The 5307-nt window shown below is 39.2% G+C and carries 4 protein-coding genes; all 4 read right to left on the bottom strand.

Going from position 1 to position 5307, the window contains the following annotated elements; translation table 11 throughout:
* Window positions 1–1347: Do family serine endopeptidase (locus E1176_RS06775; protein WP_155209847.1), on the bottom strand; the 1347-nt coding region annotated here is incomplete at its 3' end.
* A gap of 183 nt (window positions 1348–1530) precedes the next feature.
* Complete coding sequence (locus tag E1176_RS06780; protein WP_343030512.1) at window positions 1531–1953, bottom strand: Hsp20/alpha crystallin family protein; 423 nt, start codon at window positions 1951–1953, stop codon at window positions 1531–1533.
* Between the two features lie 144 nt (window positions 1954–2097).
* Window positions 2098–2682: a toxin-antitoxin system YwqK family antitoxin gene (locus tag E1176_RS06785; RefSeq protein WP_155209849.1), complete on the bottom strand. Its 585-nt coding sequence runs from the start codon at window positions 2680–2682 to the stop codon at window positions 2098–2100.
* Between the two features lie 82 nt (window positions 2683–2764).
* Window positions 2765–5215 (bottom strand): ABC transporter permease, encoded by a 2451-nt coding sequence (locus E1176_RS06790; RefSeq protein WP_155209850.1) that lies wholly within the window; start codon window positions 5213–5215, stop codon window positions 2765–2767.
* Window positions 5216–5307: the final 92 nt, after the last annotated feature.

The following is a 5307-nucleotide window of genomic DNA, read 5'->3' on the forward strand; positions in this document are numbered from 1 at the left end:
GGTAATTATGAAGCCTTCTCTCATGTTAGTCGAATTTTTTACAGAACCTTCACTCAAAGACTTCACACGTACACCGCTCTCAATTTCTAATCGCTTCAAAGTTTTCTGATCAACAGGCTCGAGTTCAAGGCCGAGGCTGGCAATCATGTCTTCTTCTTTTTTTGTAATTACCTCTGTGTTACCTTCTCTGTTTTTGAGCAATACTTCAAAAGCCTTTTCTTTACCATCTCGGTTGACAATGATGTTTACCTTGTCACCTGGTCGTTTACTACCTACATAACCAATCAGGTTTGCTGTGTTATTTACATCTACCCCGTCAATTTTAACAATTACATCACCAGCTTTGATACCTGCATCTTTAGCGCCACTTTTATCATTTATATCTCTTACATAAGCGCCATTGATAGTTTCCAGGTCATTTTCTCGGGCAAATTCACTTGTAATGTTAGCGATAGTCACACCTAACCAGCCTCGCTGCACCACACCATAAGTCATTAAGTCTTCTATAACTTTTGCTACGATATTACTCGGTACAGCAAATGAGTAACCTGAATAAGCTCCGGTTGGGCTGGCAATTGCAGTATTAATACCGATTAAGTCTCCATTCAGATTTGTTAATGCACCTCCGCTATTACCAGGATTTACAGCTGCATCTGTTTGAATAAAAGATTCTATGGAGGTATTTTGATTTTCCTGTGTGGCATTGTTTAAGATACCTATGCTTCTTCCTTTGGCACTTACAATACCTGCTGTAACTGTTGAGTTAAGGTTAAAAGGGTTGCCAACTGCTAATACCCACTCACCCACTTTCACATCATTAGAGTTTACTATAGGTAAGTATGGCAAATCTTTCTCTTTAATCTTAACCAGTCCTAAATCAGTATTCGGGTCCGTACCGATCACTTCGGCTACGTAACTTCTGTTATCATGCAGGGTCACTTCAATTTCATCTGCGTCTTCTATCACATGGTTATTAGTTACGATGTATCCTTCAGCGTTGATGATTACACCGCTGCCACTACCTTGTTTAGGGCCTCTTTGTCTCTGTTGTGGCCCGAAAAAGTCTCTAAATGGCTCTGGAATTTGCTGCATTTGAGAGTTGCCACTATATTTCTGAACTGAACGAATATGCACAACTGCCGGCATCACTTTTTCAGCTGCCTTTGTAAAGTCTAATGGAATAACCTCGCCATCAGCATTTACTGAGTAGGCTGTTTTTACAGCCGGTACTTTCTCTATCGTTCTTACACTCGTGTTTTCTTTGTTTTCTTCAAATAGTTGGAACGTCCCAACTGTGATGACGCTACCTAATATAGCAGCCGCCACTAAAGCACTAAATCTCTTCATCCGTATTGTAATTTTTGTTTAACCGTTTCTTTAAAAATGTGTCTGGTTGACAACGGGTTAAAATCATGTCATGACGTTGACGTTGTAATAAATACGCCTAAGTAGACAAATTGTTGTACGTAATGTAAAAAAGAGGATGAACGGCTAAATGGCTCATCCTCTGGTGATTGAAGGTGATTTTAATTATCTGATTGAAATCAACCTTGAAGGCTTCTGCTTAGCCTCTTCTTTCTTAGGAATACTTAATGTTAATATGCCTTCTTTGTATTTAGCTTCAATTTTATCTGCCTCTACAGTGTTTGGCAGATTAAATGACCTGCTAAAAGATTGGTAGTTAAACTCACGCTTGGTGTATCTACCTTCTTCAGGCTTACTCTCATTACTTTCTTCTTTTTCGTATGAGATTGTCAAAGTGTTGTTGTCTAACTCTACCTTGAAATCTTTTTTATCCATTCCTGGAGCAGCCATTTCTACTGCATATGCGTCTTCACTTTCCTTAATGTTTACAGAAGGGAGTGTACTCCTGTTCTGCAATTCGTTTGCAAACCAATCTCTTCCGAAAAAATCGTCAAAGAAAGTAGGAAACAAGTCATTTGATCTTTTCATGAGTGTCATAATATACCTCCTTATTTTATTGGTTTAGATTATTACTCAGTAAGAATCAAGTGAAATGCCAATGTGAAATCTGAGGTAGAAACAGGCAATTATGTCACTAATAATGATGTAAAATCACTAAATAATGACATTAAGTCAGTCTTTATTTACTAACTCACCGTTTTTATACTCATAACGAATGGTTTCATTGCCATCTTTGTCATACCATATAGCCTCTCCATGTCTTTTGCCATTCACATAAGGACTTTCTTCCATGGCCGTGCCATTATCATAAAAGATTTTAACGGTACCACTCAAAGCACCATTTTCATAAGGACGTTCTTCTTTCACACGATTTCTGTTGTACTTCACCCAGCTGCCGTGTAGCTTGTCATCGTGGTAGTATGATTTTAAGTCTAATTGTCCGCGGTCAGATATTTCTAAATGCGCGCCTTGCTTTTTGCCGTTAATGAATGATGTGGTACTTTTTACTAAGCCGTCTTTATAATATTCCGTCCAGCTGCCATGTTTTTTTCCGTCTAAATAGTCGCCTTCGCTATATGATCCATCGCCATTTTTAATAGTTACTTTCACCAAATCAGAGTGGCCCTCATAAGGTTCTTTAATGGCATTGGCTGGTAGTTCAGCCAATCCGGAAACAGTTTCATCACTAAAACTATCTTGTTGATTACAAGCAAAAGCTGAAAAAAGAATTACAAAAGTAAAAACTGAATTTCTCATAGCGGGTGTGATATAGTTTAATTGATAAAATACGGTCAATATTAATAAAGCCAATAAAAAAACTAAAGACCGCCCAAAAAAATTATTCGTATCTCAACGAATCGATAGGGTTGTGCCGGGCAACTTTTATGGTTTGGTAGCTAATTGATAGTAGTGTAATTATCAGTAGTATTATAAAAGGTATAAAGTATAGGGCAAAGGAAATGGAAGTTTGCAAAGGAAACTGACTCAGCCACTGTTGAGAAAAGTAATAAATAATAGGCGCTGCTAACAGTGATGACAGGCAGACCATGACTACAAATCGGGATGATAGTAATTTAAATATTTCTAAAGAAGAGGAACCCAGAGCCTTTCTAATACCAATCTCTTTGGTTCGCTGCTGAGCGATAAATGCAGAAAGCCCGAGCAAGCCCATAGCAGCGAGTACGATAGCCAGAGTGCCAAATACACCAAATAAATGTGTCAGTTTTTTCTCTTGCTTATATTGCTGGTTAAAAAAGTCGTCCAGGAAAAAATAATCCAGCGGGTTGCCCGGAAATGTAGCAGCCCATGCCGATGAGATATGCTCCATGGCAGCTTGAGTATTACCATTTAATCTAAAGCTAAAGAAGTTGGTGTATGAAGGTAGAAAATATAAAAAGGCCATGGGCTCAGTCTCAGACTTGACCGAAGCCAGCCTGTAGTCGTTTACGATACCGACCACTTCAGCTGTTATTCTAAAAGCTGGCACCACTACGACTTTACCAATCGCCTCCTGAGGGTCATTAAACCCCATCGTTTTGGCTGCCGAGACCGATAATATTATGGCACTATCGATATCGTAAGCATTGTTTTCTTTAAAATTTCTACCGGCTATTACTTCCAAATTATAGGTTGAAATAAAAGAAGGGCCGGCACCATTAAACCTTAACGTTGAAGTAGTTTCAGAGCCTTGAAGCTTTGCGCCTGTTCTAAAAGCACGCTCATGACCAGGGATGGTTAGGCTGGCAGAAGCATCTTTTATGGAGGCATGCTTTAAACTGTTGGTCATAAATTGCTCATAACTATTTGATATAGTGGTTGAGCGATCGGCCTTCGGCAATACACCCGGAACTCTTACTACCAACACCTGATTGATATCGAAGCCTAATTGTTGATTTTGCATGAAATGCAATTGCTTCTGCACAATGATTGTAGCCATAATCAGGCAAAAAGAAATGGCAAATTGAGCAACAATAAGCGCAAATCGGTAAGCCTTTCCATTGGTTGATTTGAGTTTACCACTTATGGCTTTGAGTGGATTAAATGATGCCAATAATACAGAAGGCACTAAACCACTTACCACGATAGTCAACAATAAAAGAGACAGACTCGTACTTATAAACAATGGTTGAGTAAGCTGCGCCATAGGCATATTGCTACCTGAAATCTGATTGAGCCATGGCCAAAGTAAAAATAACAGCAAAACTGCAATGAGCATGGCGGTAACATTTATAAGCGTACACCTGATGTAATATTGCAGAATCAACTGTCTTTTTGCTGCACCGAGCACCTTGCGCACACCAACTTCAGTGGTTTGATTTAATAGTGATGTGGTTGATAGATTTACATAATTGATGCAGGCGATTACAATGATTAAAATGCCTACAATTTCAAGAAAATTTAGAATGCCTGCGTCAATAGTAGGTACAGGCTCATCGCTTAGGGTTGTATTAAAATGAATGGCGGTAATCGGCTGAAGGCTCAAAACCTCTTCTGCTCCTGCCCGCTGCTCTTTTTGCTCACTCAAGATTGACGCCATTTTTTCTTCTATTGCGGAGAGGTTGGCTTCAGGGTTTATTTTGAGGTAAGTGTATGCTTTTCTCGCCTTCCAGGAGTCTTTGTAGTTGCCTGGGTATGGCCTTGTGTCGAAGCTGTTATAAGAAAATAGTAAACTAAATGGTAGGTGCGTATTGGTCGGTGGGTCATCCATGACCCCTGTGATGGTATATAGCTCGTCAAATAAATCTTCATCCTGATAATGCAAGACTTTGCCAATCGGATCATCTTCACCAAAAAACTTATGAGCTAAGGATGCAGTGATAACTGCTGACCCCGGATTATTCAATGCGGTGGCAGCATCACCTGAGCGTAGGTCGTAACCGAAAAAATTAAGAAAAGATGAGTCAGCGTAGTAGTAATCTTTTAGTTTAAGGTTGATGGGCTCCTGATCATTGCGCTTATAGCTTATGACCGAATTCATGCGAATTGCCATGTTGAAAGTGCGTGTATAACTTTCTATTTCTGGTATTTTCTCAGACAAAACAGGCCCACAACCTACATATGTTTCTGCACTAGAAGTTATTTTTTCACCGTCTCTATACTTGTCGATGGTTAAACGCAACTTGTTTTCTCTTTCCGGAATGTGTACGTCAAAATCGCGCTCGAATGTGACATAGGTAAACAAGTAAAGCGCTGTACAAAAGCCTAAAGTGAGACCAATGAGGTTATTTAAGGTATAATACCTCTGTGTAATCAGGGTTCGGAGTGAGGTTTTAAGGTAGTTCTTCCACATAGCAAAAAGTCAGAAACTAAAGTATTGAGAACCGATTTCTTCAACAACTCATAACATACAGAAAACATGAGTGTGTAATATTTTCTAAAAAA

Origin of the sequence: Fulvivirga aurantia, assembly GCF_009711475.1 — a bacterium.
GTDB classification, from domain to species: Bacteria; Bacteroidota; Bacteroidia; order Cytophagales; family Cyclobacteriaceae; genus Fulvivirga; species Fulvivirga aurantia.

Excerpts from the sequence above, each read along its gene's own strand:
- E1176_RS06780 (WP_343030512.1), bottom strand. The coding sequence starts at position 1,953 with ATGAAAAGATCAAATGACTTGTTTCCTACTTTCTTTGACGATTTTTTC.
- E1176_RS06785 (WP_155209849.1), bottom strand. The coding sequence starts at position 2,682 with ATGAGAAATTCAGTTTTTACTTTTGTAATTCTTTTTTCAGCTTTTGCT.
- E1176_RS06790 (WP_155209850.1), bottom strand. The coding sequence starts at position 5,215 with ATGTGGAAGAACTACCTTAAAACCTCACTCCGAACCCTGATTACACAG.